13 protein-coding genes are annotated in these 16,501 nt (G+C 56.6%); 5 read left to right on the plus strand and 8 right to left on the minus strand.

Features of this window, described 5'->3' with window-relative positions:
- Nucleotides 1–70: 70 nt before the first annotated feature.
- The 8 genes from AB5Y99_RS08685 to AB5Y99_RS08720 all read right to left on the minus strand — a co-directional run bounded on the left by AB5Y99_RS08685 (nt 71) and on the right by AB5Y99_RS08720 (nt 9,786).
- A complete protein-coding gene (locus AB5Y99_RS08685) occupies nt 71–1,024 on the minus strand; it encodes a respiratory chain complex I subunit 1 family protein (RefSeq protein ID WP_005345231.1) in 954 nt (317 codons plus the stop codon).
- 1 nt (nt 1,025) lies between these two features.
- Nucleotides 1,026–2,897 carry a hydrogenase 4 subunit B gene (gene hyfB / locus AB5Y99_RS08690; RefSeq protein ID WP_368209423.1) on the minus strand — a complete coding sequence of 624 codons (1,872 nt, stop codon included), beginning with the start codon at nt 2,895–2,897 and terminating at the stop codon, nt 1,026–1,028.
- On the minus strand, nt 2,897–3,562 hold the full coding sequence (locus AB5Y99_RS08695) for a 4Fe-4S dicluster domain-containing protein (RefSeq protein WP_368209425.1): 666 nt from the start codon (nt 3,560–3,562) through the stop codon (nt 2,897–2,899). The genes hyfB and AB5Y99_RS08695 overlap by 1 nt, the downstream gene beginning before the upstream one ends.
- A gap of 634 nt (nt 3,563–4,196) precedes the next feature.
- Nucleotides 4,197–6,065 carry a low affinity potassium transporter Kup gene (kup, locus tag AB5Y99_RS08700; RefSeq protein WP_368209426.1) on the minus strand — a complete coding sequence of 623 codons (1,869 nt, stop codon included), beginning with the start codon at nt 6,063–6,065 and terminating at the stop codon, nt 4,197–4,199.
- 530 nt (nt 6,066–6,595) lie between these two features.
- Nucleotides 6,596–7,510 carry a hypothetical protein gene (locus AB5Y99_RS08705; RefSeq protein ID WP_368209427.1) on the minus strand — a complete coding sequence of 305 codons (915 nt, stop codon included), beginning with the start codon at nt 7,508–7,510 and terminating at the stop codon, nt 6,596–6,598.
- Between the two features lie 158 nt (nt 7,511–7,668).
- Nucleotides 7,669–8,091 carry a GNAT family N-acetyltransferase gene (locus AB5Y99_RS08710; protein WP_368209428.1) on the minus strand — a complete coding sequence of 141 codons (423 nt, stop codon included), beginning with the start codon at nt 8,089–8,091 and terminating at the stop codon, nt 7,669–7,671.
- Nucleotides 8,092–8,208: 117 nt separating this feature from the next.
- Entirely contained in the window at nt 8,209–9,198 is a 990-nt protein-coding gene (locus AB5Y99_RS08715) for a hypothetical protein (protein WP_368209429.1), read from the minus strand.
- Nucleotides 9,199–9,540: 342 nt separating this feature from the next.
- Entirely contained in the window at nt 9,541–9,786 is a 246-nt protein-coding gene (locus AB5Y99_RS08720; protein ID WP_368209430.1) for a hypothetical protein, read from the minus strand.
- A gap of 15 nt (nt 9,787–9,801) precedes the next feature.
- Here AB5Y99_RS08720 and AB5Y99_RS08725 point away from each other — a divergent pair, with 15 nt between their 5' ends.
- From AB5Y99_RS08725 to fdhD, 5 genes are all read left to right on the plus strand, one after another.
- Nucleotides 9,802–10,401: a 4Fe-4S dicluster domain-containing protein gene (locus tag AB5Y99_RS08725; RefSeq protein ID WP_335855330.1), complete on the plus strand. Its 600-nt coding sequence runs from the start codon at nt 9,802–9,804 to the stop codon at nt 10,399–10,401.
- Between the two features lie 46 nt (nt 10,402–10,447).
- Nucleotides 10,448–12,592, plus strand: coding sequence for a formate dehydrogenase subunit alpha (gene fdhF, locus AB5Y99_RS08730; RefSeq protein WP_368209431.1), 2,145 nt, complete (start codon nt 10,448–10,450; stop codon nt 12,590–12,592).
- Nucleotides 12,593–12,844: 252 nt separating this feature from the next.
- Complete coding sequence (locus AB5Y99_RS08735) at nt 12,845–13,087, plus strand: hypothetical protein (protein WP_234784138.1); 243 nt, start codon at nt 12,845–12,847, stop codon at nt 13,085–13,087.
- 416 nt (nt 13,088–13,503) lie between these two features.
- The gene (locus AB5Y99_RS08740) at nt 13,504–15,636 is read left to right on the plus strand and encodes a sigma 54-interacting transcriptional regulator (RefSeq protein WP_368209432.1); all 2,133 of its coding nucleotides are present in this window, start codon (nt 13,504–13,506) and stop codon (nt 15,634–15,636) included.
- Nucleotides 15,633–16,466: a formate dehydrogenase accessory sulfurtransferase FdhD gene (fdhD, locus tag AB5Y99_RS08745; RefSeq protein WP_368209434.1), complete on the plus strand. Its 834-nt coding sequence runs from the start codon at nt 15,633–15,635 to the stop codon at nt 16,464–16,466. Before AB5Y99_RS08740 ends, fdhD begins: the two co-directional genes overlap by 4 nt.
- Nucleotides 16,467–16,501 lie beyond the last annotated feature (35 nt).

The raw sequence follows: 16,501 nt of genomic DNA on the forward strand, positions 1-16,501 counted from the left end.
CTTTAATGTTCGGGAATGAGCATTCACAAATGATGAAATCGGAAAAAGTTGCTGTGCTGGCGGGCATGGTTCAGATCCCGACCAGATAGGCGAGCAGCGCCAGCAGGGCCAGCCCCAAGCCGTAGCGGGTGAGTTTGTGGGTGCGTACGAACTGGGTGCGGGCCATGGCGTTTTCGATGATGCCGGCCAGCAAAAAGGCCACCAGCAGCTTGCAGGCGAGGATCAGCGCCGCGCCGATGAGCGCAGGCAGACTCCAGTTGGCCGCCTTGCCGAAGGGGAGGAAAATCACCAGAAAGAGCTGCACCACCACCAGTTGCTTGAGGCCGATGGAGAGCTTGAGCAAGGCCAGCCCCGCACCGGAGTACTCGGTAAGCGGCCCCTCTTGCAGCTCCTGCTCGGCTTCGGCGCAGTCAAAGGGCAGCTTGCCCATCTCGACAAACACCGCGAAGGCGCAGGCGGCACCCGCCAAGAGGGTAGCGATGGGAGCGGCCAGTGGCTGGGTCGCTACATAGCTGCTGATATTGCCCAGATCCGAGCTGCCCACCATCATCGCCATGATGAAGCAGGCGAGCACCAGAATGGGCTCCACCAGAATGCCGAGGGTCAGTTCGCGGCGGGCACCAATACCTGCAAACATGCTGCCGCTGTCGAGCCCCGAGAGGGAGAAGAAGAAGCGGAAGATGGCGAACAGATAGATATCGGTGATGAGATCCCCGGCGATGGGGAAGGGAGACTCGTGAGTCAGGGTCGGCAGCGCCATCCCCACCAGCAAGAGGGCGGCGATGAGCAGCGCAGGCATCAGGTTGAAGATGATGCCGGCAGGCTCAGGGGTTACCTCCTGACGGCGCAGGAGCTTGGCGATATCCCGGTAATCCTGCAGCAGGCCCGGCCCCTGACGGGAGTGCATCTTGGCCCGCAGCACCCGGTTGAAACCGGTGGCGAGCGGCGCCAGCGCCAGCATGGCGATGGCCTGGGTCAGGGCGAGGGCAACCATGCCCCAGCTCGGCATTTCAAGAACAGGCATATCAGACTCCTACAGCCATCAGGATAAAGAGCGCCAGCACAACACCGTGCAGCAACCAGCCGGTTGTCCCGCTGGTATCGCTCACCCCGTGCAGGGCGCTGGCCAGATCGAGCTGCGGCTGCTTGCGATAGAGTGGCGCGCAGAGTTGGCGCAAGGTGTGGGTGACACCGCCAGAGGTGAGGCTCATGCGCTCCTCATAGGCGTAACCACAGGCCCACGGGGTGCCAGCGTGACGACGACCCAGCTTGGGGCCCTTGAAGATGGCCAGTACCAGCAACGGGATGAGGAACAGACCCAGCAAGGTGATGGCGATAACGGGTGGGGAGAGGATCGCCTGGCTGCTATCGAGTGGCAGCAGGGTGGCGCCGGTGGCGACACTCATCTGGCTGTTGACCAAGTCCTGGCCATAGCTGGCGATATGGGGGGCAATCCAGGGGGCGCCCAGACCCAGCACCAGACAGACCGCGGCCAGCAGCAGGGTGCCTGCCACCATGGCCCCCGGCACTTCGCGGGCGTGGCTCGCTTTCTCGCTGCGCGGGGCGCCGCAGAAGCAGATGCCGTACACCTTGACGAAACACATCACCGCCATGGCGCCGGTCACCGCCAGCATCACTACCGCGAGCGGCGCGACGACAGAGGTGCCGAGTTTGGTCATGGAGAGCAGCGACTGATAGATAAACCACTCGCTGACAAAGCCGTTGAGCGGCGGCAGCGCCGAGATGGCCATGGCGCCGATGAGGAACGCCAGCGCGGTCCAGGGCATCAGTTTGGCCAGCCCCCCCATCTTGTCCATATCCCGGGTGTGCAGGCGGAACATCACAGAGCCGGTGCCCATAAAGAGCAGGCTCTTGAAGATGGCATGGTTGAGCAGGTGATAGAGGGCGCCGAGCAGCCCCAGCACCACCAGCGCCGGTTGCTGGTTGGCGATGCCGATCATGCCGATCCCCATCCCCATCAGGATGATGCCGATGTTCTCCACCGTGTGGTAGGCGAGCAGCCGCTTGAGGTCGTGCTCGGCCAGCGCAAACAGCACCCCGAGCACTGCCGAGCAGGCGCCGAAGATCAGCACCACATAGCCCCACCAGAGCTGGCTGGCGCCGAGAAAATCGATGCAGACCCGCAAAATGCCAAAGAGACCCAGCTTCACCATGACGCCGGACATCAGCGCCGAGATATGGGACGGCGCAACGGGCTCGGCCACCGGCAGCCAGCCGTGCAGCGGCACGAAACCGGCGCGCAGGCCAAAGCCGCAGAAGCTGAGCAGGAACACCAGGGAGGCCAATCCGCCCGCCAGATGGTGCTCGCGCAGCGCGGCGAACTCCAGCGAGCCGCTTTCGCGGCAGAGCAGCCAGAAGGCGATCAGCACCAGTGCCATGCCGATATGGTTCATCACCAAGTAAAGCCGGCTCTGTTTGGCGGCCTCGGGGTTGGTCTTGACCAGCCAGTAGGTGGTGAGGGTCACCAGCTCGTAGCAGAGCAAGAAACCGAGTGCGTTGTCGGCCAGCACCATGCCCACCATGGCAAAGAGGAAGAGGTTCATCAGCGCGCCGATGGCCACATCCCCTTTGCCCTGATATTCGCGGATATAGGCAAAAGAGTAGAGGGCGACGGCGACGCCGACGGTGCTAATCACCAGCAGCATCAGCGCGGAGAGCATATCGAGGTGAACCGAGCCCAGCAGCCAGAGTTGGCCGTCGACGGGGGCGCCTTGGGCAAAGATCTGGATGGCGGCGACCAGACCCGCGAGTGACCCCAGCAGGGCAAAACCGCTATTGAGACGGTTGGCCAGTGCGGGCAGCTTTTGCAGGAGCAAACCGGCGGCAGCGCCCAGCAAAAAGAGCAGGAGCGTAGCCATTACAAGGGGGGACAACATCAGCGAACTCCCTCTGTGGCGGGTAAATCGGATGCAGGGAGCGCCGTGGCGGGCGCCGAGAAGGCAGAGGCCCCTTGCGGGTTGGTGTCGGCCGCTTGCTGGCGACGGATACGGGCGGCGCGTTCGGTGTCGCCGTCATTGACCAGCTTCAGTGCCTGGGAGGGGCAGGCACCGACACAGGCCGGGCCGTCGGCGCGAAACTCGCACAGGTCACACTTGACCGCGATGCTGCGCACGCCCGGCTCCCAGCTCAGCAGATCCTCGCCAAAGCAGCGCAGGCCTGCGGAAGTTGAGGGGTTGCTGGAGCGGATGGAGCAGGGGATATAGGTGTCGTAACTGGTGGCCACGGCCACCGGACGGCTGCCGCCGCTCTGGATAGCGCCAAAGGGGCAAGCCACGGCGCAGAGATTGCAGCCGATGCAGAGGGACTCGTTGAGTTGCACGCAATCACCGGTCTGGCGAATTGCCTCGACCGGGCACACCTTGATGCAGGGGGCATCGTCACAGTGACGGCACTGAACCGGCATGGTCGCCTGCTCGTGTCGCATAACGGTTAAACGGGGGGCTTGCTGCAAACCTTGCGCCTTGTGTACCTCGCTGCAGGCCGCCATACAGGTGCCACAGCCGATACAAAGCTTGGGGTCAGCGATAACGAAGCGGTTCATAGCCTACCTTGTCGTGTCGCGAACGGAGAAAGTAGGGGCAGGTTGGCAAGATACGGGCCAGAATGGTCATTACAGATAAATAGGCCTTAAGTTGTTGTTTTTAAATGAATAAAAGTCTTGGTGTGGTTGGGGGGGGAAAGGACGAGTGTGGCTGTCGAACTGTGACGTTCGTCACTTGTGACGAAGCCCCCAAGAGGGTTCGTCACCCCCGAAAAACGGTATCGACACGGCTGAATGCGGGGTCGTGACAAGGGACGAAAGGGTGATTCGTCTGCGCTTAGGGCATCGGTGGGAAGGAGTAGGGTGCAATGAACGAAGTGAATTGCACCGTTGGCAACATATGGTCGCCGTGGTGTGCCCCCTTCTTCCCTCGCGGGAGAAGGGCTGGGGATGAGGGGGAAAGTCAGCCATATGGTCGCGGTGCACGGCGCTGCGCTTGTTGCACCCTACGGCTGTTGTGTGAGGGGAAATGAGCTGGTTCGATTTGCCGTGGTTTGCTCCCTTCTCCCCTTGCGGGAGAAGGGCTGGGGATGAGGGGGCGGTAATCGGGGTTAACGGAAAAGAAGAGGGAGGCCAATGCCTCCCTCTCTATTTGCTGAGGTTTTCAATGCCATTAAAGGCCATCAACCCGCCATCAGATATCCACCTGCGATCCCAGCTCGATGACCCGGTTGGGCGGGATCTCGAACTGATCCGGCGCACGCAGGGCGTTGCGTTGCAGCAGCATAAAGAGCTTGCCGCGCAGATAGAGATACCAGGGGCGGTCTTTCATGATGAGCGACTCGTGGGCCATAAAGAACGAGGTCTCCATCATCCGGCAGCTCAGCCCCTCGGCGTTGCAGCGGTGGAAGATCTCCTCCACGTTCGGGGTCTCGCGCCAGCCGTAGCTCGCCACCACCCGCCAGAAGGTGGGGGAGAGCTGCTCGATGCAGACCCGGCGCACGTTGTGGACGTAGGGGACATCCTCCACCCGCAGGGTGAGCAGGATGATCCGCTCGTGCAGCACCTTGTTGTGCTTGAGGTTATGGAGCAGCGCATGAGGGATCACATTGACCACTCGCGACATATAGACGGCAGTGCCGGCTACCCGGGTCGGCGGGGATTTCTCCAGCGAGGCGATCATCGGCTCAAGGGAGTTGCCGTGCTCGTTCAGGCGGCGAATAAGCTGGAAACGCTCGCTCTTCCAGCTGGTCATCACGGTGAACATCACCGCGCCCAGAGTGAGCGGCAGCCAGCCGCCGGAGAAGATCTTGGCGAGGTTGGCGGCAAAGAGCGGCACGTCGATACAGAGCAGCGCAGCAAACAGGATGGCCACCAGATACTTGTTCCAGTGCCAGCTGTTCTTGGCCACCGAGCAGGAGAGGATGGAGGTGAGCACCATGGTGCCGGTCACGGCGATGCCGTAGGCCGCCGCCAGATTGCTGGAGTGCTCGAAGCTCATGATGACGATCACCACCGAGATATAGAGCATCCAGTTGATGACCGGAATATAGATCTGGCCGGACTCCTGTTCGGAGGTATGAACGATGCGAATGGGGGAGAGATAACCGAGCCGCACCGCCTGCCGGGTCAGGGAGAAGACCCCGGAGATCACCGCCTGTGAGGCGATCACCGTCGCCATGGTTGCCAAGAGCAGCAGCGGCACCAGCGCCCATTTCGGCGCGAGCAGGAAGAAGGGGTTGGCAATGGCGGCGGGGTTGCTTAGCAGCAGCGCACCCTGACCGAAGTAGTTGAGCACCAGCGAGGGCAGCACCACGATAAACCAGGCGAGGCGAATTGGATTTTTGCCAAAGTGGCCCATATCCGCGTAGAGCGCCTCCACCCCGGTGATGGCCAGCACCACGGCGCCGAGGGCAAAGAGGGAGGTGGTCTGGTACTGGATAAAGAAGCGCACCGCCCAGATGGGGTTGAGCGCACCCAGCACCTCGGGGTTGTGGATGATGCCGCGCAGCCCCAGCACCGCCAGCGTCATAAACCAGATCAGCATGATGGGGGCAAACAGCTTGCCCACCATGGCGGTGCCATGTTTCTGGATGGCGAACAGCAGGGTCAGCACCAGCACCGAGAGGGTGACGATATAGGGGTCGAGGGCAGGGGTGAGAATGCTCAGACCCTCGATGGCCGACATCACCGACATCGCCGGGGTGATCACCACCTCGCCATAGAAGAAGCTGCCGCCAATCAGGCCGAGGATGATCAGCAGTGGCGTCCAGCGGGTGGAGGCGTTGCGGGTCGCCAGCGACATCAGGGTGAGAATGCCACCCTCGCCGGCGTTGTCGGCCCGCATGACAAAGGAGAGGTACTTGACCGACACCACCAGGATCAGCAGCCAGAAGATCAGCGAGAGAAAGCCGAGAATGGAGGCCGGCTCGACGCCGAACCCGAATTGACCTGACAGGCACTCGCGCAAGGTATAGAGCGGGCTGGTGCCGATATCGCCATAGACTACGCCAATCGCCGCCAGCATGACGCCGGACATGGCTTGTTGTTTATCACAGTTCATGAGTTCATCTTGTCAGTTTGATGTTTACACGTTTGCCAACGCACAGCTGCCCGACCTACCAAGAGAGTCGTGATATTTAATCGGGAGAGAATTAATGGATTGCGATGGGAAAGGGCGCTAACGGAATAGTGATCTGCTTGTCATGGAACACAGTCTGTTCATCTGTCATTAAGCTTATAATGACACACACTCTGCGGGACTATGCTCAGTTATAAATAATCAAAAGTTCAATTTGAGTAAGAGAGTTAATTATCCGGCGATTGAAATATATGGCGGGAAAGCGGGCAACTGATTGTTTTATCTAGCGAAGTGGTTTGGCTAAAATTTTTTTCCAAAACGGATAATAAATAGACGATAAAGTAATCGCTAATTAATTGCTGGCAGGATGGCAAAGGGGAGGGGGGGGAGCAATGGAGTCTTTATTTGGGCGGGGAAAATGTAGGGTGCAATGAACGAAGTGAATTGCACCAAGTATTAAAAGAGGTAAGAGGTGCAATGCGCTGCGCTTATTGCACCCTACAGTGATATTTTTATGAACTCATTCCAGCACATTTTTTGGTGTGATACTTGGCCACCCTTGTTAATTCATTCGTATGCTCAGGATATTGCTGCTGCAAGAAGCAGAGGGCGTCAGCCAAGGTAATCTGGTGGAGATTAAAGCTACTATCAAAAACCAATGCTCGTATTTGTTCAATAAAGCCATCAGACTCGTGATGAGTGGCGCAGGAGTTCCACAAGTTTAAATCCAGTTCGTCATCAGGGTCTTCAAGGGGCTCGACGGCTTGTAAATAGAGGTTGCTTAGCATGGCATTATATTGAGCATCAGATAACGATGTTTTGCAGCGAACTATCCAAGCCAGGGTGATCAGGTTATGGCCAAAAAAGCCGGGCTGCTGCAAACAGGAATGCAATACATCCTCTAATGTTGCCGGCTGTCCGGTTGTGATCACCTCACAGCATTCTCTATTTTCTTCATTAGGGAAGGTAGCAGTGACAAACTCCGTGACCCGATTTAAAAATGCAGGTACCCACTCGGGAGGAAGGGCGTTGTATACCTCGTTAAGCGCAAGCAAAATGGTGACGTTATGGGATAAATATTCGGGCTTATTGGCTGCCTTGGCAATATAGAATTTAAAGATATCGTGAAAGCCGTACTCGGCATGCCATTGGGAAATAGCTTGGTAGGCAGCGGGATAGATACCACGTGCCAGAATACGATGTCTGCGTAAATCGGAGAAAGCGACAGGCTGCACACTATAGGTAAGTACCGTTGAAACCAGCAACCCATCCTTGGCAATCAATTTGGCTGTTTGTTGCCACAAGGCTTCCGGTTGCCCAAGATGTGCAGCAAGAAAGTGAGCCGATAAATAGGCTTTCAGTGCATGTGGTTGATGAATAACAGCGCTGCTATGTACTGCTTGCTCAAGTAGTTCCCGATATGTCATTTATCCTCCATAAATTTAATGTGCTCCTAAGGGGCTGGCAAAGCATTACCAGCAAACTTAACAGTCGTAGGGTGCAATGAACGAAGTGAATTGCACCAATTATAAACACCAACGATAGAGGTGCAATGCGCTGCGCTTATTGCACCCTACGGTAATTATTACTCTCCATGATAGTGCTTCAATAAAAAGTAGCGGTCAGGACTATTTTTAACGCCGCTCACTTTACCGACTATTTTAAATCCCATTTTTTCATAAAATTTGGGTGCCTGAAATGAGAGGGTGTCGACTTGAGCAGCAATACATCCCCTTTTTTTTGCCTCACGTTCAGCAATCTCCATTAATTGAATGCCAAGCCCCTGACCTCGTTTGTCATCGTGTACCCAAAGTACTTCGATCAACAGTTGATGATAAATAGTACGTCCGGCAATGCCACCGACAACTTCGTCATTATCATCATGAATGGCAACAATTAGAGGTTGGGAACGTTCCTCACCCATGTTATCAAAGTTAAATTGTCTAAGGTTATCAACAAGTAAATTGAATATTTCATCTTTATGTTCATTATGGATTTTTATATTCATTAAATATTACTCCATTAAAATGTAATTGTAGGGTGCAATGAACGAAGTGAATTGCACCAAATATTGAAAGAAGCAAGAGGTGCAATGCGCTGCGCTTATTGCATCCTATTTTATAATCTAAGAAAATTTTACCTTTACAGAGTATGATGTTTCCTGCAAATCTCGCATTGATAAACCTCCAGCTCCATTAGCAGAATAAATGCCAGCTTGTAATTGCATAGATATGTTTTTGTTTGATATGTATTTTGAAGCTTCCTTTATCTCTAAGCTAGCACAAGTGCAACCACCGATTTCTCGCGCTGTAATTAATGCATTCCATGAGGGCTCGAAATTTAACCATGCAAACTCACTTCTGTCTATTTTTGATTCACTGTCCCATGGTTTACCCTTTAATAAAAAAGTTCTTGTATCATTCTCACCATTTTCTTTTTCTATCTTTTTCTCACCAGAAAAAGAGGTGTTACCAATGCCTCCAGCATTAGCGCCAATGTTGATATTTTTTTGATCAACGAAAACTGAATTAACATTTTTTGATATCTCGACTTCAGTAGCGCCTAACTTTACAAGCAGCGTTAGTAATTCGGCTTCTCTTTCTTCAAACAAGATATCATCAAAAACATGCTCTGGTATGTAGAGATCTTTCTTGGATGAGTTTGGGTAACCAGATAAAGGATGAGGTACGTAAGTCCCCCCAACCTTCGGATGTCCAGGAGGGAATTTAAAGCCTTTCTCTAAGGCTTCATTTTTTGTAAGAGAGTGGCGGGAAATATATTCATTTAGTTCGTTTATGCTATCTTGGCTTACTGATTCAGAATCTTCTTTTGATGTAAGTAGTTTATATATGGTTGGTATTGCTAATGAGGCACCTGCTAACATACTTACCGGTGTGAAAAATGGGATGGAACCTAATAAACCCAGCGTAGTAAGTGTCGCTCCACTTGCTGCACCGCCTGCAACAGTTGAGGCTATTCCCGATGTTACAGCTGCAGCAGTTGCTGCTTTTTTGTAATTATCTTTTTTTGGGGCGGATAAGTCTTCTCTACCAGCAATGACAAAATTTGGATGATATTGTTTATATGATTTTTCAGAAATTAAAATTAAATCCATTACTTAACTCCATTATCGCTTTATGTGTATAAAATTTCTAATTAATATTTTAACTATGTATTAGATATAGCTGTTAATTTAAAAGTATTTTTTAATAGAGATTAGATAGAATTATGCGTGTAACCTTCCCAGCAATGATTTTCATTTGGCTCATAGTAGCCAGACAGATGAGAAACTGAAGTGGCAGGTGCTGAAAATCAGCTCTGGCTCAATAATTTTATCAATGTGTGGCGTTTTTTTTGTTCTGTGTGGCATTGGTGATGCTGGGCTGAGGCGATAGTAAAACCCAACAACTAGCGGCCTCGGTATCTTTTCTGATGGTGTTGTTTAATACCTTGTTCATCACGCGGGGTAGGGTTGGTCAGCCGGTGTCGAGCTCGTCACTTTTGTCGTGTCGATCACACTTCCCACCCCGTCGTCACCCTCGTCAGAGGTGGCAATCAGCGCGCATCTCTTTCTGATTACTCCTTTATTTTCAGTTGGTTGTGATTTTTTATCGCGCCATTTGCCCGTTTTGGTCTGATAAATGCTTTGTGGGGGCTGGCCGCCTCTTTGCCTGTCGGCGGGCGGCCCGGTGTAACGAACCATTTAGGATCCCTCTCTATGAACAGCTTCGTGATTGCAGATCCCAGTCTCTGTATTGGGTGTCGTACCTGTGAGGTGGCCTGCGCCGTTTCACACCAGTCAGGGTCTTGCAGCGGGACCCTTGAGCGGGAGGGCGGCCTGCATCTTGCCATCGAGGATGGACATCTGGTCTCCAGGGACAGCTACTTTCAGCCGCGCCTGAAGGTGATCGTGGGCAGCAAGGTGACCACACCGGTGCTCTGCCGCCAGTGTGAAGACAAGCCGTGCGCCATGGCCTGCCCGAACAATGCCATCGTCAGCGAGGATGGCTGCGTCAAGGTGTTGCAGGAGCGCTGCATCGGCTGCAAGTCCTGCGTGGTGGCCTGTCCTTACGGCGCCATGGCGGTGGTGCTCAAAGAGGTGGCACCCGCTGCCGATGCGCTGTTCAAGCGTCCGCAGACCAAGGCGCAGGCGCTCAAGTGCGATCTCTGCCGTCACCGCGAGGCGGGCCCGGCCTGTGTCGAGGTGTGTCCGACCCAGGCGCTGCGGCTGGTCACGCCGGAGCATCTTGAAACCCTGAACCGGCAGAAGCAGCTGGCCAGTGCCGAGGCACTGCTGGCGATGCCGGCGCGGGTGTGAGCGGGCTTGCCGAGCCGTTTTTCGTTAACAAACAAGAGTGTGAGTCATGAAAAAAGTCATTACCGTGTGCCCCTATTGCGGCACCGGTTGCAAAATCAACCTGCTGGTTGAAAACGACAAGGTGGTGGGGGCCGAAGGCGCCAACGGCCGGACCAACGATGGGCAGCTCTGCCTCAAAGGCTATTACGGTTGGGATTTTTTGAACGACACCAACCTGCTGACCCCCCGTCTCAAGAGCCCGATGATCCGCCGCGAGCGCGGTGGCAAGTTCGAGGCGGTCTCCTGGGATGAGGCGATCGAGTTCGCCAGCAGCCGTCTCTCTGCCATCAAGGCGAAATATGGCCCGGACGCCATCATGACCACCGGCTCTGCCCGTGGCCCGGGCAATGAAGCCAACTATGTGATGCAGAAATTTGCCCGTGCGGTGATTGGGACGAACAACGTCGACCACTGCGCGAGGGTGTGACACGCACCCTCAGTCTCCGGTCTGGAGACAACTGTAGGCAACGGCGCCATGAGCAACGCCATTCCCGAAATTCAAGAGACCAAGTGCCTGCTGGTGTTTGGTTACAACGCTGCTGACTCTCACCCCATCGTCGCCCGCCATATCCTCAAGGCGAAGGCAAACGGGGCCAAGGTGATTGTGTGTGATCCCCGCATGGTGGAGACCGCTCGTATCGCCGATCAGTGGCTGCCGCTCAAAAACGGTTCCAACATGGCGCTGGTTAACGCTTTCGCCAACGTATTGATCAATGAAGGGCTCTACAACAAGGCATTTGTCGCCAACTACACCGAAGGGTTCGAGACCTTCAAGGCGACGGTGGCCAAGTACACCCCGGAATATGTGGAGGGGATCACTGGCCTCAAAGCCGCAGATATCCGCGCCGCCATTCGCACCTATGCCGAGTCGCCTGCCTCCATGATCCTGTGGGGCATGGGGGTGACCCAGTACGGTCAGGCGGTGGACGTGGTCAAGGGGCTGGCGGGTCTGGCGCTGCTGACCGGCAACTTCGGTCGCCGCGGTACCGGTTGCGGGCCGGTGCGTGGTCAAAACAACGTGCAGGGCACCTGTGACATGGGGATGCTGCCGCACCAGTTCCCGGGTTATCAGTCGGTGGCCGATCCCGCCATCAGCGCCAAGTTCGCCAAGGCGTGGGGCGTGGCGTCGCTCTCCCAGAAACCCGGCTATCGCCTGACCGAGCTTGGCCACAAGGTGGAGGAGGGCAAGTGCAAGGCCTTCTACATCTTCGGTGAAGATCCGGCCCAGACCGAGGCAGATCTCGGTCAGTTCCGCCGCACTCTGGCGGGGATGGAGCTGGTGATCGTGCAGGATATCTTCATGACCCAGACCGCCGAGATGGCCGACGTCATTCTGCCCGCCACTAGCTGGGGCGAGCATGAAGGGGTCTACAGCTCGGCGGATCGCGGCTTCCAGCGCTTCTACAAGGCGGTGACGCCCCCTGAGAACGTGAAACCGGACTGGGCCATCTTCTCCTTGATGGCGACCGCCATGGGTTATCCCATGGAGTACCACGACACCGAAGAGATCTGGGACGAGATGCGCGCGCTCTGCCCGCTCTATGCCGGGGTCAGCTACGACAAGATGGCCGATCTCAAGAGCGTGCAGTGGCCTTGCCCGACCGAGGAGCACCCGGGCACCAGCACTCTGTTCGAGGGGAACGTGTTCACCACCCCGAGCGGCAAGGGTCAGCTGATTGCCTCCGAGTGGCGGCCGCCGCTGGAGCAGCCCTGTGCCGAGTACCCGCTGGTGCTCTCCACCGTGCGCGAGGTAGGTCACTACTCCTGCCGCTCCATGACCGGCAACTGCTCGGCGCTGCAAACCCTGGCCGATGAGCCGGGCTATGTGCAGATCCACCCGAGCGATGCCAAAAAGCTCGGGGTGAAGGATCAGGCGCTGGTCTGGATCTCGTCGCGCCGTGGCAAGGTGATCACCCGGGCCAACTACAACGACCGGGTCAACGCCGGGGTGGTCTACATGACCTACCAGTGGTGGATCGGGGCCTGTAACGAGCTCACCATCGAGCACGTCGATCCCGTCTCCCACACGCCGGAGTACAAGTACTGCGCGGTGAAGATCGAGCGCATCGACAATCAGCCTGAGGCGGAAGTGTACGTCCAGACTGAATACAGCGCGCTCAAGGCGAAATTGCGCAGCGCAGCCAAAGGCTGATCGCCCTAAAAAAGAGGTTCTGCACAAATAAGGGAACCCGACTCGGATTTATCGAGTCGGGCACCCTTTTATTACCCAAAGAAAGGGGAGTAAATGATGCAACATGAAATTGGTCGCTTATTCGGACTTTTCTATATTGGCACCTATCTGGCGGCGATATTGCTGGGAATAGGTTGCTATATTTGGCGCGACGAGATGATATTTCTGCTCGGCTTCGGTTTTTTCGGCTGTTTTATGGCAGCAAGGCTTGCCATGAGCAGCGTATTTTCTGCTTTGAGTATTTCCAGTGCCTGGCTGATCGGGTTTATCTCCACCACCTTGATCAACGGCCTGCTGCTGGGGGTGATCACCCTGCTGATCTACCTCACGCACCAGAGCGTCACCGCCGAGCTTGCCGACAACGCCAGCTGGCTGCTGATGGCCTTCCAGAGCCTGTCGGCCCTCTTTATCTTCGGTGGCCTGAAGTGCTGCCACAGCCGGATCATCACCTCGTAAATTGCCGATGGATGGGCAGCAAACGCCATCTTGAAACCCGCAGCCAGCGAAGAGGAGAGGCAGATCTGACAGTTGACGGCGGCCCACTTTTCGGGCGCCTTAATTGAGATCAAGAACTGATGAAATAACCGGTTAAGTATGGCCATCAGATATATTAAATCGGATTGTAATGAAATTTGAGCTCATCTATGATGAGTCGCCATTCCAATATATCCCCCGATAACGATGTTACTTTTTGTTGTCGTTCGTTAATAACAACTCTGGAATTGCAACATGCGACAATTTTCGTCACCGCTTTTTTTATTGGCAGCCGCTTTTACGGGCTGCGGCTATTTATTTTGGTGACGGGTGCTTGTCGTGATGCGATGGCATGGACAGCCTGACTGGTGACTAAATCGATATAACGTGAGGCCGCAATGCTAAATGTGAGTGCCATCCCCCTGGACGAGATCTCTCCCATCTGGGACGACGGTTTCCTCCTGCTCTCCAAATCCCTCCTGTCGGCCGTGACGCTCGATGATTTTATCCACAAACTCAACAAGATAGATGCCAGCTTCGGCGGCGTAACCCGGGTCAACCTGATCCTCAACATGGGTGCGGACGAGGAGGCCATCTTCTACTTCATGGGACATTCCGGCCCAAAGCATCTGGTCTGCCCCAAGGCAGAGCTGCACCTCTCCCCCCGTCCGACCAAAGAGACCCCGGAACAGGCCATCATTCTCGCTGCCGCCCGCTTTGAGAATCGCTGCCCGGCGCTGGATCGCGAAGGGGTCTACGGGGGGCTGCGCTCCTACTGCCAGCTCCCCATCACCACCGCCCGCAGCCACCTTGGCGGAGTCGAGTTTATCAACACCCAGCTCGACAGCTTCACCATGGAGACCCTGGCCAAACTGACCCAGCTGGCGGCCATTATCGCCATTGCGCTGGAGAACGTGCTCGACAAGGAGCGCACTCTGGAGCAGGCCAACTCCCTGCGTCTTGAGCGCGACAGCTGCAAAATTCTGGTGGATGTGACCAACGCGGTAATCAAACTGGTGCGCATCGCCGAGCTGCCCAAGAGCCTGTTTGCCATCCTGCATCACCACTTCGGCATCAGCAGCTTGTGTCTGGCCGAATACAACGCCACCTCCGACAGCTTCAAGAGCTATCTGGTCAATCAGCACCAGAGCGAGCAGCCGGGCATCATCGATCACTCCTGTTTTGAAAAGAAGTGCCTGCAGGGGGCCCTTGGTCATAGCGAGCCGTTTTTTGTCTATCGCGAACACGGCCACGGCTGCAGCAATCGCTGCCGCTTTACCTCCCAGATCCTGCCGCCCGATGCCGACAGCTCCTGCATTTTGCCGCTGCGCTATCGGGGCAATCTGCTGGGGGTGCTGATCCTCTCGCACCCCAACGCCGACTTCTTTGCCGATATCGACATCTCCTTGCTGGAGCAGGTGGCGGCACGTACGGCCATTGCCATGAACAACGTGCAGGCGCAGCAGGAGATCTCCAACACCAACGGCGCCAAAGAGAAGACCATTCGCATCAACGAGCCGCAGATGCAGGGGGAGTTCCCCCACATCATCTACCAGAGCGCGGTGATGGAGAGTGTGCTGGAGAAGGTGCGGCTGGTGGCCGAGAGCGACAGTACCGTGCTGATCCTCGGCGAGACCGGCACCGGCAAGGAGCTGATCGCCCAGGCCATTCACGCCCTGAGTGCCCGCCACGACCACGAGATGGTGAAGGTGAACTGCGCCGCCATTCCCACCGGCCTTATCGAGAGCGATCTCTTTGGCCACGAGAAGGGGGCCTTTACCGGCGCCCTGACCCAGCGCATCGGCCGCTTCGAGCGGGCCCACAAGGGCACCCTGTTCCTCGACGAAGTGGGGGATATGCCGCTGGACTTGCAGCCCAAACTCTTGCGGGTATTGCAGGAGCACGAGCTGGAGCGGGTGGGCAACAGCAACCCCATCGCAGTGGATGTGCGGCTGGTGGCCGCCACCAACTGCGATTTGCTCTCCATGGTCAAGAACAAGCGCTTTCGCAGCGACCTCTACTATCGTCTCAACGTATTTCCCATCGAGCTGCCGCCGCTGCGCGAGCGGCGCGAGGACATTCCGCTCTTGGTCAATTTCTTTATCAAGAAGATCGCCAAGCGGATGCGCCGCACCATCACCTCGATCCCCGCCGATGCCATGAAAATGCTGGTGTCACTCCCCTGGTACGGCAATATCCGCGAGCTGGAGAACGTCATCGAGCGCGCCGTGGTGATGACCCGCGGCCATGTGCTCAACCTCTCGCCCGATGAGCTGATGCCACTCAAGGGTTATCACAAGATTGAGACCCTGGTGTATGACGAGCCCGCCACGCCGCTCTTTGCCGAGGAGGGGCCGACCGATGAGCGCGAGGCGATCATCGCTGCCCTGCGTGACTGCAACGGCATCGTCGCTGGCGAGCGGGGGGCGGCCAACCGCCTCGGGATGAAGCGCACCACCTTGCTTTCGAAAATGAAGCGGCTCGGCATTTCGGCCCGGGATCCCGAGATCATTGACGGGGTCGCACCATGAGAGAGCTACTTGAGCTGGAGGCGCAGAACGAACTGGCCCGCTGCGCCATCCATCGCGAGGTGGTGCACTACCGCGCCGATGCGCTGACCTGCGACAGCGAGATGGCGCTCCCCTCTGAGACGCCGGTGGCGCTGGTCTACAACGGCATCGCTCACAGCGTGATGATGTGTTCGGCCTCCGATCTGGAGGATTTCGCCATCGGGTTTTCGCTATCCGAGGGGATCATCGACAGCCTGCTCGATATCCACGACATCGAGCAGATTGACGGCTGTCAGGGGATTGAGCTGTATATCACCCTGGCCAATCGCTGCGTCCATCGCCTTAAAGAGAAGCGGCGCACCATGGCGGGTCGCACCGGTTGCGGCATCTGCGGCAGCGAGAGTCTGGATCAGGTGATCCGCACCCAGCCAAGGCTGCCTGACAGCCAGCGTCTGGCGGTGGGCCATATTGACAAGGTATTGACCGCGCTGCGCCCGCTCCAGCTATTGGGCCAGCGCACCGGCGCCACCCATGCGGCGGTGCATCTGGATGGTGAGGGCAATATTCTCGCCATCCGCGAGGATGTGGGGCGCCATATTGCGCTGGACAAGCTGGTGGGCCATCTGTGCCGCACAGGTCGCCGTGACGGTGCCATTCTGGTGACCAGCCGCGCCAGCTTCGAAATGGTGCAAAAGTGTGCCAGCGCCGGAGTGGAGATCCTGCTCGCCATCTCCGCTGCCACCGAGCTTGCGGTCGAGCGGGCCGAGCAGACCGGGCTCACTCTGGTGGGCTTTTGCCGTCCCGGGCGGGCCGAGATCTACAGCGGCTGCCAGCGTATTCTGCTCAAGTAATGGCAAGGCCGCAAACCCGCTAAACGGGTCACGAA

The sequence above is a fragment of the Aeromonas sp. R4-2 genome (genome assembly GCF_040908295.1).
Lineage (GTDB): Bacteria > Pseudomonadota > Gammaproteobacteria > Enterobacterales > Aeromonadaceae > Aeromonas > Aeromonas veronii.

Excerpts from the sequence above, each read along its gene's own strand:
- AB5Y99_RS08685 (WP_005345231.1), bottom strand. The coding sequence starts at position 1,024 with ATGCCTGTTCTTGAAATGCCGAGCTGGGGCATGGTTGCCCTCGCCCTG.
- hyfB (WP_368209423.1), bottom strand. The coding sequence starts at position 2,897 with ATGTTGTCCCCCCTTGTAATGGCTACGCTCCTGCTCTTTTTGCTGGGC.
- AB5Y99_RS08695 (WP_368209425.1), bottom strand. The coding sequence starts at position 3,562 with ATGAACCGCTTCGTTATCGCTGACCCCAAGCTTTGTATCGGCTGTGGC.
- kup (WP_368209426.1), bottom strand. The coding sequence starts at position 6,065 with ATGAACTGTGATAAACAACAAGCCATGTCCGGCGTCATGCTGGCGGCG.
- AB5Y99_RS08705 (WP_368209427.1), bottom strand. The coding sequence starts at position 7,510 with ATGACATATCGGGAACTACTTGAGCAAGCAGTACATAGCAGCGCTGTT.
- AB5Y99_RS08710 (WP_368209428.1), bottom strand. The coding sequence starts at position 8,091 with ATGAATATAAAAATCCATAATGAACATAAAGATGAAATATTCAATTTA.
- AB5Y99_RS08715 (WP_368209429.1), bottom strand. The coding sequence starts at position 9,198 with ATGGATTTAATTTTAATTTCTGAAAAATCATATAAACAATATCATCCA.
- AB5Y99_RS08720 (WP_368209430.1), bottom strand. The coding sequence starts at position 9,786 with ATGGTTCGTTACACCGGGCCGCCCGCCGACAGGCAAAGAGGCGGCCAG.
- AB5Y99_RS08725 (WP_335855330.1), top strand. The coding sequence starts at position 9,802 with ATGAACAGCTTCGTGATTGCAGATCCCAGTCTCTGTATTGGGTGTCGT.
- AB5Y99_RS08735 (WP_234784138.1), top strand. The coding sequence starts at position 12,845 with ATGAGCAGCGTATTTTCTGCTTTGAGTATTTCCAGTGCCTGGCTGATC.
- AB5Y99_RS08740 (WP_368209432.1), top strand. The coding sequence starts at position 13,504 with ATGCTAAATGTGAGTGCCATCCCCCTGGACGAGATCTCTCCCATCTGG.
- fdhD (WP_368209434.1), top strand. The coding sequence starts at position 15,633 with ATGAGAGAGCTACTTGAGCTGGAGGCGCAGAACGAACTGGCCCGCTGC.